The sequence below is a fragment of the Streptomyces sp. LN549 genome (assembly GCF_043203805.1).
Classification (GTDB): Bacteria; Actinomycetota; Actinomycetes; order Streptomycetales; family Streptomycetaceae; genus Streptomyces.
In genome coordinates this window covers 6,576,481-6,591,508 of the sequence record NZ_JAZHRI010000002.1, presented here as the reverse complement: position 1 = coordinate 6,591,508, position 15,028 = coordinate 6,576,481, and the positions used below count along the sequence as shown (strand labels likewise).

Sequence of the window (15,028 nt, the reverse complement as noted above, 5' to 3'; positions counted from 1 at the left end):
CAATCTAGTGCGCGAACACGGTGAGTTCAGCAAGGCGCCCGGATAGTGAGGAGGTGCGCTGCCACGCCGGACCCGTGCCGGCATCTGTCCGTCGCGGACAAGGACACGCCCGCCACCACTCCCGATCGGAGCATGCCGGACCCCCGCCCCCACCCCTAGCCTGCAGAAAGAGAAGCGTCCGAAACACCCCCCAGGAGCCCCGCATGACCGCAATTCCGCAGGAGCGCCGCGTCGTCACTGCCATTCCCGGCCCGAAGTCCGTGGAGCTGCAGGCCCGCCGGCTCGCGACGGTCGCCGCAGGTGTGGGCTCCACCCTGCCGGTGTTCACCGCCCGCGCCGGCGGCGGGATCATCGAGGACGTGGACGGGAACCGTCTGATCGACTTCGGTTCCGGCATCGCCGTGACGTCCGTCGGCGCCTCTGCCGAGGCTGTCGTGCGCCGCGCCTCCGCCCAGCTCGCCGACTTCACCCACACCTGCTTCATGGTCACGCCGTACGAGGGGTACGTCGAGGTCTGTGAGCAGCTCGCCGAGCTCACTCCGGGCGACCACGCGAAGAAGTCCGCGCTGTTCAACTCGGGCGCCGAGGCCGTCGAGAACGCGGTGAAGATCGCCCGCGCCTACACCAAGCGCACCGCCGTCGTCGTCTTCGACCACGGCTACCACGGCCGGACCAACCTGACGATGGCGCTGACGGCGAAGAACATGCCGTACAAGCAGGGCTTCGGTCCGTTCGCGCCCGAGGTCTACCGGGTTCCGGTGGCGTACGGCTACCGCTGGCCGACCGGTGCCGAGAACGCAGGCGCGGAGGCGTCCGCCCAGGCCATCGACCAGATCACCAAGCAGATCGGCGCGGACAACGTCGCCGCGATCATCATCGAGCCGGTCCTCGGCGAGGGCGGCTTCATCGAGCCGGCGAAGGGCTTCCTGCCGGCGATCGCGCAGTTCGCCAAGGACAACGGCATCGTCTTCGTCGCCGACGAGATCCAGTCCGGCTTCTGCCGCACCGGCCAGTGGTTCGCCTGCGAGGACGAGGGCATCGTCCCCGACCTGATCACGACCGCCAAGGGCATCGCGGGCGGCCTGCCGCTCTCCGCCGTGACCGGCCGCGCCGAGATCATGGACGCGGCGCACTCCGGTGGCCTCGGTGGTACGTACGGCGGAAACCCTGTCGCCTGCGCTGGGGCGCTCGGCGCCATCGAGACGATGCGCGAGCTGGACCTGAACGGGAAGGCGAAGCGCATCGAGGAGGTCATGAAGGGCCGGCTCGCCGAGATGCAGTCGAAGCTGCCCAACGGCGACCTCATCGGTGACATCCGCGGCCGCGGCGCGATGATCGCGATCGAGCTGGTGAAGGCGGGCACGAAGGACCCGAACCCGGAGGTCGCCGCACAGCTCGCGAAGGCCTGCCACGCCGAGGGCGTCCTCGTCCTCACCTGCGGCACGTACGGCAACGTCCTGCGCTTCCTGCCGCCGCTGGTGATCGGCGAGGACCTGCTGAACGAGGGCCTCGACGTCATCGAGCAGGCGTTCGCCGGGGTCTGATCCGATCCATGCGGTCCGGGGGCGCGCACGGCGTTTTCTCCGGGGTTGCCCGGTGCCCGCGTGAGGGCCTGTGAAGAAGGTGTGCGGGGGCGATGGCGGGATACCGTTCGGCCTGTCGGTCCCCCCATCGCCTGACGTACGGTTTCCGCAGATGAGAGATGCACCCCGCCCGCAGGGGACTGCGGGCGATACCGGGTCGGAGCTTCCCCAGCGCCGTCCTGGTTGTGCCTTCGCGCACACCCCTGGGGCCTCCGGCCCCGGAACTCCTCACCGATCGGATGGCCGCCCGCCCCACACCCCCCGGGGCGCGCGGCAAACCGGTCCCACCGTCCGGCCCGGAACAACCCCCCCTGTTCCGGGCCGGACGGCCCTTTTCTTCTCCGTGGTGTCGGGCCTGTCGGCCCTGTTCGCGCTCACCACCTGGCAGATCACGGCCGACGGCCCACTGCGCCGTCTGGACGAGCGCGCCGGCCGGGCGCTCGTCGGACACGGCCCGCAGCGGCTCACCGAATTCCTCGCCGATCTCGGCAACATGCAGGTCGCGCTCCCGGTTCTCGGCTGCGCGATCGTCTGGAGCCTGCTGCGCGGAGAGCGCCGGGCTCCCCTCGCTGCAGCCCTGGCCATGGCCGCGGTGCCGCTGCTCGTCGTCCCGCTCAAGGGCTGGATCGCCCGTCCGGGGCCGCTGACGGACGCCACCGGCTACTACCCGTCGGGTCATGCGGCCACCGCCGCGGTGGCGTACGGCGCCACGGCGCTGCTGCTGACCCCGTATGTGGGACGCGCATGGATGATGCCCGTCGCCGCCGTCCTGCTGACGGTGGCGACGGGCATCGGTCTGGTGCTCCGCGGCTACCACTGGCCGCTGGATGCGATCGGCAGCTGGTGTCTGTGCGGAGTGCTGCTGCTGGCGCTGTGGGTGCTCAGCCGCCGAAGTAGGCGTCGAAGTTCTTCGAGAACTCCCAGTTGTTGAAGCGGTCCCAGTTGACGGACCACGTCATCAGCCCGCGCAGCCCCGACCACGTCCCGTGCGTGGTGTACGAGCCGCAGTCCGTCTTCTTCGTCAGGCAGTTCAGCGCCTTGGTGACCTCGGCCGGCGAGGTGTGCCCGTTGCCTGCCTGGGTGGAGGCCGGCAGTCCGATCGCGACCTGGTCGGGGCGCAGGCCGGGGAAGATCTTCGTCTGGTCCCCGGCGACGGGGAACCCGGTAAGCAGCATGTCGGTCATCGCGATGTGGAAGTCGGCTCCGCCCATCGAGTGGTACTGGTTGTCCAGACCCATGATGGAGCCCGAGTTGTAGTCCTGGACGTGCAGCAGGGTGAGGTCGTCCCGCAGCGCGTGGATCACCGGCAGGTAGGCCCCGGCACGCGGGTCCTGACCGCCCCACGGCCCGGAGCCGTAGTACTGGTAGCCGAGCTGCACGAAGAAGGTCTCGGGAGCCATCGTGAGGACGAACTTCGCGCCGTACTTGGCCTTGAGGGTCTTCACGGCGGAGATCAGGTTGACCACGACCGGGGTGGTGGGGCTGCGGAAGTCGGTGTCGCCGGTGTTCAGCGAGAGGGAGTGGCCCTCGAAGTCGATGTCCAGGCCGTCCAGGCCGTACTCGTCGATGATCTTGCTGACCGAGGAGACGAACGTGTCGCGAGCGGCGGTGCTGGCGAGCTGTACCTGGCCGTTGGCGCCGCCGATGGAGATCAGCACCTTCTTGCCCGCGGCCTGCTTGGCCTTGATGGCCGCCTTGAACTCGGCCACGGACTCGACGTTCGGGCACTCGGTGACCGGGCAGAGCGAGAAGCGGATGTCGCCGGAGGTGACGGAGGTGGGCTCGCCGAAGGCCAGATCGATGACGTCCCAGGAGTCGGGCACGTCCGCCATCCGGGTGTAGCCGGAGCCGTTGGCGAAGCTGGAGTGCAGATAGCCGACGAGCGCGTGGGCCGGCAGGTCCGCGCCGCCTCCTCCCCCGCTGCTGCCGGTGGTCGTGGTGGCGGAGACGGCGGCGGACTTCGCGGACTCGCCTGCGGCGTTGGTGGCGCTGACCTGGAAGCTGTACGCGGTCGAGGCGGCCAGGCCCGTCACGGTCGCCGAGGTGCCGGTGGCGGAGAGGACCTTCGTGCCGCCCTGGTAGACGTTGTAGCCTGTGGCGCCCGCGGCGGCGGTCCAGGACAGCGGGACCGAGGACGAGGTGGGCGTGCCGGCCTTGAGGCCCGCGGGGACCGCCGGGAGCGCGACCGGGTCGCCGCCGGGGCCGACGAGGGTGAGGTCGTCGGCGTAGTAGGCGGGGGTGCCGTACCAGCCGTGCGTGTACACGGTGACCGAGGTGGTCGACGCGCCCGTCCTGAAGGTGGTGGTGAGCTGCTTCCAGTCCCCGGCGGACTGCGTCCAGGTGGACACGTCCGTCGTGCCGGTGCCCTCCGCACCCAGGTAGACGTAGCTGCCCTGCACCCAGGCGCTCAGCGTGTACGTGGAGCCGGGCTTGACCGTCACGGCCTGGGAGCACTTGGCGTTGTCGCTGCCGGCCGGAGTCGCCTTCAGTGCGGAGGTGCCGCCGTGCACGGGCGTGCTGACGGCGGCTCCGCTGCCGCCCGTACAGTTCCAGCCGCTCAGGCCTGCCTCGAAGTTGCCGTTGCGCGCCAGATCGGCGTCGGCCGCGGCGGCGCCCGGTGCCGTGGCGGCCAGCCCGCCGGCAGCCAGCAGGGCAGCCGAGAAGGCGGCCAGAAGTCCGGTCATGCGGGCGGGGGGTCCCGTGCGTTCCACAACGGCCTCCGTGCAGGGGGGAATTGGGTGTGGCGCACAACATGGTCCAGACCAATCAGGTTGTCAAGACCTCTGGCACTCAGCCCTCTATTCCCTGCTTCCCGCCGCTGCCTCGTGCATCGCCAGTTCCAGCAGCGTGGCGTCGGTGAGTGTGCCGGACCCGTCCGGCGGGATCAGCCAGCGCACCCCGCCGACGGCGGACCGTCCCGGGTGGGGGACCACGATCCAGGTGCCCTGGCCCGCGCCCCGTACCCCCGTGCCCACCCAGCGGGCGACCGTGCCCGGTGGCACGAAGAAGCCCATGCGCGCGTCGCCGAAGTCGGAGAGAACCGGTCCCGGCCGGTCGATGAGACGGGTGAGCACGTCGAGCGTCGGATAGCCCAGCTCCCCCGGAAGAATCAGCACGTCCCAGCGCCGGCCGGCGGGAAGGAGCGCGATCCCTCGCGTACTGCGCTCCCATTCCCACCGGCAGGCCTCCGGGTCCGGCGCCACCGACGCAAGCCACTCCACTGCTGCCCTGACCCCCGTGCCCGTCATGGCCGGCCTCCATTCCGTGTCGCACCGGCAGGAGTTGCCGGTGCGTTCACCCGGGAGAGAGGGGTCGGGCCGATCCATTACGCGGGTTCGGCTACCAATCGGTGGTGAGCTGGGTCACGAGGCAGCGCCCCGGGGCTCAGCTGTCGAAACCGAGGCCCACGCGGTCCATCGTCCGCAGCCACAGATTGCGGTGTCCGCCGTTGTTGTCCGCCCTGGCCAGCGACCGCTTCGTCAACTCGATCCCGGCCCAGGCGAGGGGCTCCGGCGGGAACGGCATCGGCTTGGTCCGCACCATCTCCAGCGTGGTGCGCTCGGTCCGTGTCCCCGCGAGGAGGTCGAGCATGACATCGGCTCCGAACCGGGTGGCCCCGACGCCGAGTCCGGTGAATCCGGCGGCATAGGCGACCCGGCCCTGATGGGCCGTTCCGAAGAATGCGGAGAAGCGGGAACAGGTGTCGATCGCACCGCCCCAGGCATGACTGAAACGCACGCCCGCCAATTGCGGAAAACACTCGAAGAACTGCCCGGCGAGCTTCAGGAACGTCTCGGGCCGCTGATCGAGATCGGCGCTGAGCCGGCCTCCGTACGGATAGATCGCGTCGTATCCGCCCCACAGGATCCGGTTGTCCGCGGAAAGCCGGAAGTAGTGGAACTGATTGGCGCTGTCCCCCAGTCCCTGACGGTTCTTCCACCCGATGGCGGCGAGCTGGTCCTCGGTCAGCGGCTCGGTCATCAACGCGTAGTCGTAGACCGGGACGGTGTACGGGCGGACCCGCTTCACGAGTGAGGGGAAGATGTTCGTGCCCAGGGCGACGTGGCGGGCGAGGACCTTTCCGTACGGCGTGCGAACCGCCATTCCGGTTGCGGTCCGGGCCAGTTCCAGCCCCCGGGTGTGTTCGTAGATCCGCACACCCAGGTCGAGGCAGGCCTGCTTCAGGCCCCAGACCAGCTTGGCCGGATGCAGCATCGCGACGCCGTTCCGGTCCCAGAGGCCGCCCAGGAAGGTCGGCGAGTCGACTTCTGCGCGCAGCGCGTCGCGGTCGAGGAACTCGACCCCGCCGAAGCCGTGCCGTTCGCTCTCCTGGTGCCATTCCCGCAGCTCTTCGAGCTGGTGGGGCTGGGTGGCGACATCGATCTCGCCGGTGCGCTCGAACTCGCAGTCGATGGAGTAGCGGGCGACTGCCGCCTCGATGGCGTCGAGATTGCGCGCGCCCAGCTCCTCCAGTTGCGCGATCTCGCCCGGCCAGCGCTCCAGTCCGTTGGGCAGGCCGTGGGTGAGGGAGGCGGCACAGAATCCGCCGTTGCGGCCCGAGGCGGCCCAGCCCGTCTCGTGCCCCTCGATCAGTACGACATCACGTTCCGGTTCACGTTCCTTGGCGAGCAGCGCGGTCCACAGTCCGCTGTAGCCGCCACCGATGACGAGGAGATCGCATTGCTCGTCGCCGGTGAGCGCGCCGAGCGCCTCGGGCCTGCCGGGGTCGTCGAGCCAGAAGGACACCGGCTTGGCGTCGGAGAGTGATCGTGCGGCAGTACGCATGGCAACTGGGGCCATGGTTTCCAACTCCTTCGGGACTTTCAGGGTCGTGCGTTCTTCCGCCGGTTCGCGATCAGCTGGCCGACGAGTACCACCAGTACCGCAATGATGAACATCGCTGTGCCGATGACGTTGATCTGCACGGGAGTGCCGCGCTGTGCCGAGCCCCAGACGAACATGGGGAAGGTCACGGTGGAGCCCGCGTTGAAATTGGTGATGATGAAATCGTCGAAGGAGAGCGCGAAGGCGAGCAGCGCTCCCGCGGCGATTCCGGGGGCGGCGATCGGCAGGGTCACCCGTACGAAGGTCTGCACGGGTCCGGCGTACAGATCGCGTGCCGCCTCCTCCAGCCTCGGGTCCATCGACATGACGCGCGCCTTGACGGCCGTCACGACGAAGCTGAGGCAAAACATGATGTGGGCGATGAGGATCGTCCAGAAGCCGAGCTGCGCACCCATGTTGAGGAACAGCGTGAGCAGCGAGGCGGCCATGACGACTTCGGGCATCGCCATCGGCAGGAAGATCAGCGAGTTGATCGCGCCGCGTGCCCGGAAGCGGTAGCGGACCAGGGCGAACGCGATCATCGTGCCGAGCACGGTCGCGCCGACCGTGGCCCAGACGGCGATCTGGAGGGAGAGCGAGAGCGAGCCGCACATGTCGGCGACGCCGCAGGGGTCCTTCCAGGCGTCGGTCGAGAAACGCTGCCAGGAGTAGTTGAAACGCCCGTTGGGCTTGTTGAAGGAGAACACCATCACGACGATGTTCGGCAGGATCATGTAGGCGAGGGTCAGCAGACCCGCGATGACGATCAGATGGCGTCGCAGCCAGCGCAGTACGGGCATCAGACCAGGTCCTCCGTCCCGGAGCGGCGGATGTAGACGGTGACCATGATCAGGACGACCGCCATGAGGATGAAGGAGAGCGCGGCCGCCGTCGGGTAGTCGAGGACGCGCAGGAACTGGCTCTGGATGACGCTGCCGACCATCTTGGTGTCGGTGGAGCCCAGGAGTTCCGCGTTGACGTAGTCACCGCTGGCCGGGATGAAGGTCAGCAGCGTCCCGGAGACGACACCCGGCATGGACAGCGGGAACGTCACCTTGCGGAAGGTGGTGGCGGGCGTGGCGTACAGGTCCCCGGCGGCCTCGTGCAGCCGGCCGTCGATCCGCTCCAGCGAGGTGTAGAGCGGCAGGATCATGAACGGCAGGAAGTTGTACGTGAGACCGCAGACCACCGCCATCGGGGTGGCCAGGACGCGGTTGCTCTCGGTCCAGCCGAGCCAGCTGGTGACGTCCAGGACGTGCAACGTGTTCAGTACGTCGACGACCGCGCCGCCGTCCGCGAGGATCGTCTTCCAGGCGAGCGTACGGATCAGGAAGCTGGTGAAGAACGGGGCGATGACCAGCACCAGCACCAGGTTGCGCCAGCGGCCGGCCTTGAACGCGATGAGATAGGCGAGCGGGTAGCCCAGGAGCAGGCACAGGATCGTCGCGGTGCCCGCGTACAGCAGGGACCGGATGAACTGCGGGTAGTAGTCGGTCAGCGCGTCCCAGTACGTCTGGAAGTGCCAGGTGACCTCGAACCCCTTCTCCAGGGATCCCGTCTGTACGGAGGTCGACGCCTGGTAGACCAGCGGCAGCGCGAAGAAGACGACGAGCCACAGGATGCCGGGGAGCAGCAGCCAGTAGGGGACGAGGCGCTTGCGGGTGGAGGGCTTGCGCACTTCCGGCTCGGTGGCGGGGGCCGGTGGCGCCTCCTTTGTGAGGCTCACGCCGCGTCCTCCACCGTCTCCACACCGGCGTCGATGTCCTGGGCTGCGTCCAGGCCGAACGTGTGCGCCGGGTTCCAGTGCAGGACGACCTCGGCCCCGGCGGTGAGCCGGGTGTCGCGCTCGATGTTCTGCTCGTAGACCTGAAGGGACTTGCCGGCCGGGCTCTCCACCACGTACTGCGTGGAGACCCCGATGAAGCTGGAGTCGACGATGCGGCCGGTGACCCGGTTGCGGCCCTCGGCTATCTCGTCCGCGTCGTCGCCGTGCGCGAGGGAGATCTTCTCGGGGCGGATGCCGAGGAGCAGCCTGCCGCCGTTCGCGGTCGGTGCCGGACACCGGTCGGTGGGCAGGCGCAGCTTCCCGCCGCCGGCCGAGACGACGATGTCCGTGCCCGTGGAGACGACTTCGCCCTCGATGAGGTTCGAGGTGCCGAGGAAGTTGGCGACGAAGGTGGTCCTCGGGTTCTCGTAGAGATCGGCGGGGTTGCCGAGCTGCTCGACCCGGCCCCCGTTCATCACCGCGACGGTGTCGGCCATGGTCATGGCCTCCTCCTGGTCGTGGGTGACGTGGATGAAGGTGATGCCGACCTCGGTCTGGATGCGCTTGAGTTCGAGCTGCATCTGGCGGCGCAGCTTGAGGTCGAGGGCGCCGAGCGGTTCGTCGAGCAGCAGCACCTGCGGGTGGTTGATCAGGGCGCGGGCCACGGCGACGCGCTGCTGCTGGCCGCCGGAGAGCTGATGGGGCTTGCGCTTCGCGAAGTCGCCGAGCTGGACGAGCTCCAGCATGTCGTCGACCTGCTTCTTCACCGACTTGATGCCGCGCCGGCGCAGACCGAAGGCGACGTTCTCCGTGATGTCGAGGTGCGGGAACAGCGCGTAGCTCTGGAAGACCGTGTTGACGGGCCGCTTGTACGGGGGGAGGTCGGTGATGTCCCGGCCCCCGAGCGAAATGGTGCCGGTGGTGGCCTCCTCCAGGCCCGCGATCATCCGCAGGGTGGTGGTCTTGCCGCAGCCGGACGCGCCGAGCAGCGCGAAGAAGGAGCCCTGCGGGACGGTCAGATCGAGCGGTTGGACGGCGGCGAAGGAGCCGTACGTCTTGCTGATCCCGGTGAGGCGGACGTCGCCGCCTGTCTGCTGCTGTGTCATGGATCGCAGTCCCAGTGGTGTCAGAGGGAGATCAGGGGGAGGAGGTGCGTGGCGTCAGGCGCCGATGAGCTTGGCGAACTTCTCCTCGTACGCCGTCTCTTCCTTGGAGGTGAGGGAGCGGAAGGCGTGCGACCTGGCGGCCATCGCCTTGTCCGGGAGGATCAGCGTGTTGGCGGCCATCGCCTTGTCGATCCTGGCGAGTTCGTCACGGACCCCGTCGACCGGGCAGACGTAGTTGATGTACGCGGCGAGCTGGGCGGCGACCGAGGGCTCGTAGTAGTAGTCCATGAGCTTCTCGGCGTTGGTCTTGTGCCGGGCCTTGGCCGGGACCAGCATGTTGTCGCTGGAGGTGATGTATCCGGCAGCCGGGATGGCGAACTTGATGTCCGGGTTTCCGGCCTGGAGCTGGATGATGTCGCCTGCCCAGGCGACGCAGGCGGCGATGTCGCCCTTGTCGAGGTCGGCGGTGTAGTCGTTGCCGGTGAAGCGGCGTATCTGGTTCTTGTCGACGCCCTTCTGGAGCCGGCCTATCGCCGCGTCGTAGTCGGCGTCGGTGAACTTCCCCGGGTCCTTGCCCATGTCGAGCAGGGTCATGCCGACGGAGTCGCGCATCTCGGAGAGGAAACCGACCCGGCCCTTGAGCGTGGGGTCGTCGAGCAGCTGCGTCACGGAGTCGACCTTGCGGCCGTCGGTCGCCTTGGAGTTGTAGGCGATGACCGTCGGGATGCCGGTCCAAGGGTAGGAGTAGGCGCGGCCGGGGTCCCAGTCGGGGGTGCGGAACTGGGCCGAGAGGTTGGCGAAGGCGTGCGGCAGGTTCACGGGGTCGAGCTTCTGGGCCCAGCCGAGCCGGATGATGCGGGCGGCCAGCCAGTCAGTGACGATGATCAGGTCGCGGCCGGTGTCCTGGCCGGCCGCGAGCTGAGGTTTGATCTTCCCGAAGAACTCGACGTTGTCGTTGATGTCCTCGGTGTACTTGACCTTGATCCCGGTGCGTTCGGTGAACGCGTCCAGCGTGGGCCGGTGCTTCTCGTCCTCACTGACGTCCATGTACTCGGTCCAGTTGGAGAAGTTGACCTGTTTCTCCTTGGCCGAGTGGTCGTCCGAGGCCGCCGCCGCGTCGCCCTCCCTCTTGGCGGGCGGGATGCCGCACGCGCTCAGCGTCCCCAGGCCCCCGATCGCGAGCGCGCCGAGGCCTGAGGCGCGCAACATCGATCGGCGGGTGAGGGCTCCCCTGCCATTGGTCAGACTCCGGCGCATCGCGGCCAGCTGGGCCGCGGAGAGACGCTCGGGCTCGTACTGCTCCATACGCGTTGCCCTTTCGGGTGGGTGTGCGGCCGGACCGGCCTGGTTATCGGTCCCCGAAGATCGTGCGGTGCCAGTCCTTCCGGGCGACCGCGGTGTTGTCGTACATGACGTGCTTGACCTGCGTGTACTCCTCGAAGGAGTACGCCGACATGTCCTTGCCGAAGCCGCTGGCCTTGTATCCGCCGTGCGGCATCTCACTGATGATCGGAATGTGGTCGTTGATCCAGACGCAGCCCGCCTTGATCTCGCGGGTGGCCCGGCCCGCCCGGTACAGGTCGCGGGTCCAGGCGGAGGCGGCGAGTCCGTAGGGGGTGTCGTTGGCCAGGGCGATGCCTTCGTCGTCGGTGTCGAAGGGCAGGACGACCAGGACGGGGCCGAAGATCTCGGACTGGACGATCTCGCTGTCCTGGGCGGCCCCGGCGACCAGGGTCGGCCGGTAGTAGGCGCCGTCGGCCAGGTCGCCGCCCGGGGCCTCGCCGCCGGTGACGACCGTGGCGTAGGCGCGGGCGCGCTCGACGAAGCCGGCGACCCGGTCGCGCTGGGCGTGGCTGATCAGCGGGCCCAGGTCGGTCTTCGGGTCGAACGGGTCGCCGAGCCGGACGGTCTCCATCAGCGCGGCGACGCCCTGGACGAAGGCGTCGTGGAGCGGGCGCTGGACATAGACCCGGGTGGCTGCCGTGCAGTCCTGGCCTGTGTTGATGAGTGATCCGGCGACGGCTCCGTTGACCGCGGCCTCCAGGTCGGCGTCGTCGAAGACCAGGAAGGGGGCCTTGCCGCCGAGTTCGAGGTGGAGGCGCTTGACGGTGGAGGTGGCGATCTCCGCGACGCGCTTGCCGACGGCGGTGGAGCCGGTGAAGGAGGTCATCACGACGTCCGGGTGGCCGACGAGGTGTTCACCGGCGTCCTTGCCGGCGCCGGTGACGATGTTGATCACGCCGTCCGGGATGCCGGCCTCGGTGGCCGCCTGCGCGAACATCAGCGAGGTCAGCGGGGTGATCTCGGCGGGCTTGAGCACGATGGTGTTGCCCGCGGCGATGGCCGGGAGGACCTTCCAGGCGGCCATCTGGAGCGGGTAGTTCCAGGGGGCGATGGAGCCGACGACGCCGATCGCCTCACGTCGTACGTACGAGGTGTGGTCGCCGTCGTACTCACCGGCGGACCTGCCCTCCAGGTGGCGGGCGGCGCCGGCGAAGAAGGAGGTGTTGTCGACCGTGCCGGGGACGTCGAACTCGGTGGAGAGCTTCACCGGCTTGCCGCACTGGAGGGACTCCGCGTACGCGAAGTCGTCCGCCTGCTCGGCGAGGACGGCGGCGAAGCGGTGCATCGCCTCGGAGCGCTCGGCCGGGGTCGCCCCCGACCAGCCGGGGAAGGCGTCGCGCGCCGCGGCTACGGCCGCGTCGACGTCGGCGGTGCCCGCCAGTTCGTAGCTGTAGACGGTCTCGCCCGTCGCCGGGTTCACCACCTCGTGCCTGCGTCCTGATGTGCCGGACCGCAGCCTTCCGCCGATGTACTGCGCGCCGTCCGCGAAGCGGTCCTGCACCTGGAAGCTGTTGCCCATCACGCTCTCCTCCGCCGCTGTCCCCGCAGACCGGGGGCGGCGTAGCTTCTGCTCGATTTGACTGCCGATCCTGACAGAGGGGACCGAGCCCAACAAGTGATTCCGTTGTTGCCTTTTGGTTACGCGACGGAATCTGTCGACCATGTGTCGCGTCGGCACGGAAATCCCCGTACGTAGTGTCAGTGGCGGATGCCAGAATCGCGTGTCATGGAACACATCGGGGATGTCCGGCATGTCGGCGGGCTCGTGTCGCTGGGCGAGCCAGTGAAGTACCTGCTGTTCTGGGGGCACCGGCCGCGCCAGGACGGCCGGATCGGTGCGAGCTGCCTCAGCCAGTGGTGGCCCTCGCCCTTCGAGGTCGACGGGGTGACGTATGCGTCGGCCGAGCACTGGATGATGGCCGGCAAGGCGAGGCTGTTCGGTGACGAGGAGTCCGCGAAGCAGGCGGTGGCAGCGAAGAGCCCGGCCCAGGCGAAGAAGGTGGGCCGGCTGGTCCGCGATTTCGACGAGACCGTCTGGGAGCGCGAGCGGTACGGGCTCGTGGTCAAGGGGAGCATCCACAAGTTCGGCCAGAACCCGGAGCTGCGGAAGTTTCTGCTGGGCACGGGCGAGCGGATGCTGGTCGAGGCGAGCCCGATGGACCGGATCTGGGGCATCGGGCTGGCGGCGGACGATCCGCGCGCGGAGAATCCGGCGACCTGGCGCGGCCTGAATCTGCTGGGGTTCGCGCTGATGGATGCGCGGGCCGCGCTGCGGGACGGGTCGAGCGGGATATGAGACGGCCCGCGGGGCGGCGGGATGATCTCCCACCGCCCCGCGGGCCGCTGCGTCCTGGCCGTTGTCGCGCATCGCGCGGTGACCGGGACCGGGGATGTCACCGTGCGTCGTCGACGACCAGGGACGTCATCGTGCGTCGTCGACGACCGGACACGTCACCGTGCGTCTTCGACGACCAGGGACGTCCCGTACGTGTCGTCGCCGTAGGTGTCGTCGTTGAACTCATCCGCGTGCGTGGCGAAGAGCCAGATGAGGCCTCCGATGATGATGACGCCGATGACTATGCCTATGGAGCCCAGGATGATCCCGGCCAGCGCCTGACCGGCGTTGTCCGCTTCGCCGCGCCCGGCCCGCTTGCGGCCGATGATGCCGAAGATCAACGCGAGGGTGCCCAGGACGAGACTCGGGATGCCGTACATGCAGAAGAGGCAGATGGCCAGGATCCCCAGCACCATCGCCGCCGTGCCCATGCCGTTCGAGGGCCCGGTGGCGCCCCATACGGGCTGGCCGCCATAGCCCGCGTAGTCGCCGCCGTACTGCGGAACCGGCGGTGCGGGGTAGCCGTACTGCGACTGCGGCGGGGCCGGGTAGCCGTACTGCCCCGCCGGCGGCGGTGCCCCGTGCCCGGGGCCGTTCGGTCCGACCGGCGGTGGCGGCACCGTCCCGGGGCCCTGCCAGCCGCCGGGGCCGGCCGGCTGTCCCTGGTCGGGCGGTCCGAAGCCGGCCGTCGGTATCGGGCCCGTTCCGACGCCAGGCATCGACGTGACCGTCTGCTGGTCGTGCACGGGCGGCGGGCCGGGATTCCCCGTGCCGCCGTCCGTCTGCGGGCGGGTGTCCCCGGTGTTCTTGTCCAGCGGCACCCGGTTGTCCGGCGGAGCCCACGGATCGCGCGGCGCGGCCCCGTCCGCGGGCCGTTCTGTGTTGTCTGACATGGGCCTCCCCCATCGTGATGCCCGTCATGCTACGGGCCGCCCCCGTCCTACGATGACTCCCGTCCCCTGCCCGGTTCCATGACGTACCCGGGCTCCGCACCACCCCTGCCCCCGGAGGATCCGATGACCGATCTGCACCCCTTCATCGCAGGGCTGCCCAAGGCCGAGCTCCATGTCCACCATGTCGGTTCCGCCTCGCCCCGCATCGTCGCCGAACTGGCCGCCCACCACCCCGACTCCAAGGTCCCCACCGACCCCGAGGCACTGGCCGACTACTTCTCCTTCACCGACTTCGGCCACTTCATCGACGTGTACCTCTCGGTCGTGGATCTGATCCGCACCCCGGAGGACGTCCGGCTGCTGACGTTCGAGGTCGCCCGCGACATGGCGCGGCAGAACATCCGTTACGCGGAACTGACCGTCACCCCCTTCTCGTCCACCCGCCGCGGCATCCCCGAGCAGGCGTTCATGGAGGCCATAGAGGACGCCCGCAAGGCCGCCGAGTCCGAGCTCGGGGTCGTACTGCGCTGGTGCTTCGACATTCCGGGCGAGGCCGGCCTCGAAGCCGCCGAGGAGACCACCCGGCTCGCCGTCGACCTGCGGCCGGAGGGGCTCGTCTCCTTCGGCCTCGGCGGCCCGGAGATCGGGGTGGAGCGGCCGCAGTTCAAGCCCTACTTCGACCGGGCGATCGCCGAGGGCCTGCACTCCGTGCCGCACGCCGGGGAGACCACGGGACCGCAGACGATCTGGGACGCGCTGACCTCGCTGCGCGCCGAGCGCATCGGCCACGGCACCAGCTCGGTGCGCGACCCGAAGCTCCTGGAGCACCTCGCCGAGCACCGCATCCCGCTCGAGGTGTGCCCCACCTCCAACATCGCGACCCGGGCGGTGACGGACATCGAGCAGCACCCCGTCAGGGAGATGGTCCAGGCCGGTGTCCTGGTCACCATCAACAGTGACGACCCGCCCATGTTCGGCACCGACCTCAACAACGAGTACGGGGTGGCGGCCCGCCTCCTCGGCCTCGACGAACGGGGTCTCGCCGCGCTCGCGAAGAACGCCGTCGAGGCGTCCTTCCTCGACGCGGCCGCCAAGCGCACGCTGTCCTCCGAGATCGACACGTACACGACGGACTGGCTGGAGCACACCGGTCGGTGACCCCTCGGTGGTGACAATGG

13 protein-coding genes are annotated in these 15,028 nt (G+C 69.2%); 4 read left to right on the top strand and 9 right to left on the bottom strand.

Translation table 11 applies throughout. From position 1 onward, the window contains the following. The first annotated feature begins 203 nt into the window (after nucleotides 1-203). On the top strand, nucleotides 204-1,544 hold the full coding sequence (gabT, locus tag SH922_RS29680) for a 4-aminobutyrate--2-oxoglutarate transaminase (RefSeq protein WP_362550367.1): 1,341 nt from the start codon (nucleotides 204-206) through the stop codon (nucleotides 1,542-1,544). Between the two features lie 151 nt (nucleotides 1,545-1,695). After that, nucleotides 1,696-2,514 carry a phosphatase PAP2 family protein gene (locus SH922_RS29675; protein ID WP_393061198.1) on the top strand — a complete coding sequence of 273 codons (819 nt, stop codon included), beginning with the start codon at nucleotides 1,696-1,698 and terminating at the stop codon, nucleotides 2,512-2,514. On the opposite strand, the gene SH922_RS29670 is transcribed toward SH922_RS29675, so the two are convergent. The 8 genes from SH922_RS29670 to SH922_RS29635 form a co-directional block, all read right to left on the bottom strand. Then, the gene (locus SH922_RS29670; protein WP_393061196.1) at nucleotides 2,465-4,294 is read right to left on the bottom strand and encodes a chitinase; all 1,830 of its coding nucleotides are present in this window, start codon (nucleotides 4,292-4,294) and stop codon (nucleotides 2,465-2,467) included. The genes SH922_RS29675 and SH922_RS29670 overlap by 50 nt on opposite strands. An 87-nt stretch (nucleotides 4,295-4,381) precedes the next feature. After that, nucleotides 4,382-4,831, bottom strand: coding sequence for a hypothetical protein (locus SH922_RS29665; RefSeq protein WP_393061194.1), 450 nt, complete (start codon nucleotides 4,829-4,831; stop codon nucleotides 4,382-4,384). A 136-nt stretch (nucleotides 4,832-4,967) separates the two neighbouring features. Beyond that, the gene (locus SH922_RS29660; protein WP_393061192.1) at nucleotides 4,968-6,383 is read right to left on the bottom strand and encodes an NAD(P)/FAD-dependent oxidoreductase; all 1,416 of its coding nucleotides are present in this window, start codon (nucleotides 6,381-6,383) and stop codon (nucleotides 4,968-4,970) included. A 23-nt stretch (nucleotides 6,384-6,406) separates the two neighbouring features. Then, a complete protein-coding gene (locus tag SH922_RS29655; protein ID WP_350995044.1) occupies nucleotides 6,407-7,207 on the bottom strand; it encodes an ABC transporter permease in 801 nt (266 codons plus the stop codon). Beyond that, nucleotides 7,207-8,133: an ABC transporter permease gene (locus SH922_RS29650; protein ID WP_393061190.1), complete on the bottom strand. Its 927-nt coding sequence runs from the start codon at nucleotides 8,131-8,133 to the stop codon at nucleotides 7,207-7,209. The genes SH922_RS29655 and SH922_RS29650 overlap by 1 nt, the downstream gene beginning before the upstream one ends. Next, nucleotides 8,130-9,278: an ABC transporter ATP-binding protein gene (locus SH922_RS29645; RefSeq protein WP_393061188.1), complete on the bottom strand. Its 1,149-nt coding sequence runs from the start codon at nucleotides 9,276-9,278 to the stop codon at nucleotides 8,130-8,132. The genes SH922_RS29650 and SH922_RS29645 overlap by 4 nt, the downstream gene beginning before the upstream one ends. A 54-nt stretch (nucleotides 9,279-9,332) precedes the next feature. After that, complete coding sequence (locus SH922_RS29640) at nucleotides 9,333-10,583, bottom strand: spermidine/putrescine ABC transporter substrate-binding protein (RefSeq protein ID WP_393061186.1); 1,251 nt, start codon at nucleotides 10,581-10,583, stop codon at nucleotides 9,333-9,335. 43 nt (nucleotides 10,584-10,626) lie between these two features. Further along, a complete protein-coding gene (locus SH922_RS29635; protein ID WP_393061184.1) occupies nucleotides 10,627-12,141 on the bottom strand; it encodes a gamma-aminobutyraldehyde dehydrogenase in 1,515 nt (504 codons plus the stop codon). A 207-nt stretch (nucleotides 12,142-12,348) separates the two neighbouring features. On the opposite strand from SH922_RS29635, the gene SH922_RS29630 reads away from it, so the two are divergent. Further along, on the top strand, nucleotides 12,349-12,918 hold the full coding sequence (locus SH922_RS29630) for an NADAR family protein (protein WP_393061182.1): 570 nt from the start codon (nucleotides 12,349-12,351) through the stop codon (nucleotides 12,916-12,918). A 155-nt stretch (nucleotides 12,919-13,073) separates the two neighbouring features. Here the strand turns inward: SH922_RS29630 and SH922_RS29625 are convergent, their stop codons facing one another. Further along, on the bottom strand, nucleotides 13,074-13,850 hold the full coding sequence (locus tag SH922_RS29625) for a DUF4190 domain-containing protein (RefSeq protein ID WP_393061180.1): 777 nt from the start codon (nucleotides 13,848-13,850) through the stop codon (nucleotides 13,074-13,076). 78 nt (nucleotides 13,851-13,928) lie between these two features. Here SH922_RS29625 and SH922_RS29620 point away from each other — a divergent pair, with 78 nt between their 5' ends. Then, nucleotides 13,929-15,008, top strand: coding sequence for an adenosine deaminase (locus tag SH922_RS29620; RefSeq protein ID WP_393061178.1), 1,080 nt, complete (start codon nucleotides 13,929-13,931; stop codon nucleotides 15,006-15,008). The last annotated feature ends 20 nt before the right edge of the window (nucleotides 15,009-15,028 follow it).

Coding starts and splice junctions, on each gene's coding strand:
- SH922_RS29640 (WP_393061186.1), bottom strand. CDS start 10,583: ATGGAGCAGTACGAGCCCGAGCGTCTCTCCGCGGCCCAGCTGGCCGCG.
- SH922_RS29655 (WP_350995044.1), bottom strand. CDS start 7,207: ATGCCCGTACTGCGCTGGCTGCGACGCCATCTGATCGTCATCGCGGGT.
- SH922_RS29630 (WP_393061182.1), top strand. CDS start 12,349: ATGGAACACATCGGGGATGTCCGGCATGTCGGCGGGCTCGTGTCGCTG.
- SH922_RS29620 (WP_393061178.1), top strand. CDS start 13,929: ATGACGTACCCGGGCTCCGCACCACCCCTGCCCCCGGAGGATCCGATG.
- SH922_RS29665 (WP_393061194.1), bottom strand. CDS start 4,831: ATGACGGGCACGGGGGTCAGGGCAGCAGTGGAGTGGCTTGCGTCGGTG.
- SH922_RS29625 (WP_393061180.1), bottom strand. CDS start 13,850: ATGTCAGACAACACAGAACGGCCCGCGGACGGGGCCGCGCCGCGCGAT.
- SH922_RS29635 (WP_393061184.1), bottom strand. CDS start 12,141: ATGGGCAACAGCTTCCAGGTGCAGGACCGCTTCGCGGACGGCGCGCAG.
- gabT (WP_362550367.1), top strand. CDS start 204: ATGACCGCAATTCCGCAGGAGCGCCGCGTCGTCACTGCCATTCCCGGC.
- SH922_RS29645 (WP_393061188.1), bottom strand. CDS start 9,278: ATGACACAGCAGCAGACAGGCGGCGACGTCCGCCTCACCGGGATCAGC.
- SH922_RS29675 (WP_393061198.1), top strand. CDS start 1,696: ATGAGAGATGCACCCCGCCCGCAGGGGACTGCGGGCGATACCGGGTCG.
- SH922_RS29660 (WP_393061192.1), bottom strand. CDS start 6,383: ATGGCCCCAGTTGCCATGCGTACTGCCGCACGATCACTCTCCGACGCC.